The organism is Bowmanella yangjiangensis, from assembly GCF_017255015.1.
GTDB classification, from domain to species: domain Bacteria; phylum Pseudomonadota; class Gammaproteobacteria; order Enterobacterales; family Alteromonadaceae; genus Bowmanella; species Bowmanella yangjiangensis.
Window position 1 is genome coordinate 1 of sequence record NZ_JAFKCS010000452.1, and the last position, 622, is coordinate 622.

A 622-nucleotide genomic window follows, 5' to 3' on the forward strand; every position below is an offset into this window, starting at 1 on the left:
TGCTGCTTGATGGCCCAGAATGCGCGGCTGCTGACTTCCAGGCGGGCTTCGCGGCTGTCGCCGAGACCGCGCAACTGGATGTCATAGATATCGTCGATGGACGAGATCAGACCATTGCCGAGACTGAAACCCACGGCGAAATCTTCCAGGTGATGGGGCGAAACCATCATCACGGCTTGGTTCAGGTCGTTGTAGCTGATCGCCAGGGCGCATTCTTCGGCGAGTGCGGCATGCTGCGCACGGCCGTCACCAAGTTCGGCGTAGGCGTAGGCACTGGCAATCTGCGGCGAGGCGTCTGGCTTGGCCATCGAGGCGTGCTCTGTGACAGATTGACACAGGCAAGCCTAGGCTCATGGACGAGGAGCGTCTAATCGTTGGCTTTGATACCTTGATCGAGCGTATCTATCGTGGCGTTTGCAGCCAGTCCCGAGCCTCTTCGAAACAGGCCTGGGCCAGGGGCGAGCCTGGCGCGCTGCGGCGCATGATCAGACCCTGCGGGGCCAGGGTGTGGGCATCTTCGATGGGCAGCAGGCGCAGATGGCCTTCGGCCGGGGTGCCGTCTATCGGCAACGGCATGATGCAGCAGCACAGCCCGGCGCTGACGGCCTGGGTGAGGTGATGG

The 622-nt window shown here is 62.5% G+C and carries 2 protein-coding genes; both read right to left on the reverse strand.

Annotated features, from left to right (window positions below; genetic code table 11):
• The coding region (locus tag J0A65_RS25100; protein ID WP_206596947.1) for a formate dehydrogenase accessory sulfurtransferase FdhD at nucleotides 1-308 on the reverse strand (308 nt) is incomplete at its 3' end.
• A 94-nt stretch (nucleotides 309-402) separates the two neighbouring features.
• Nucleotides 403-622 (reverse strand): LysR substrate-binding domain-containing protein (locus J0A65_RS25105; RefSeq protein WP_232850147.1); only part of this gene is annotated, 220 nt, incomplete at its 5' end.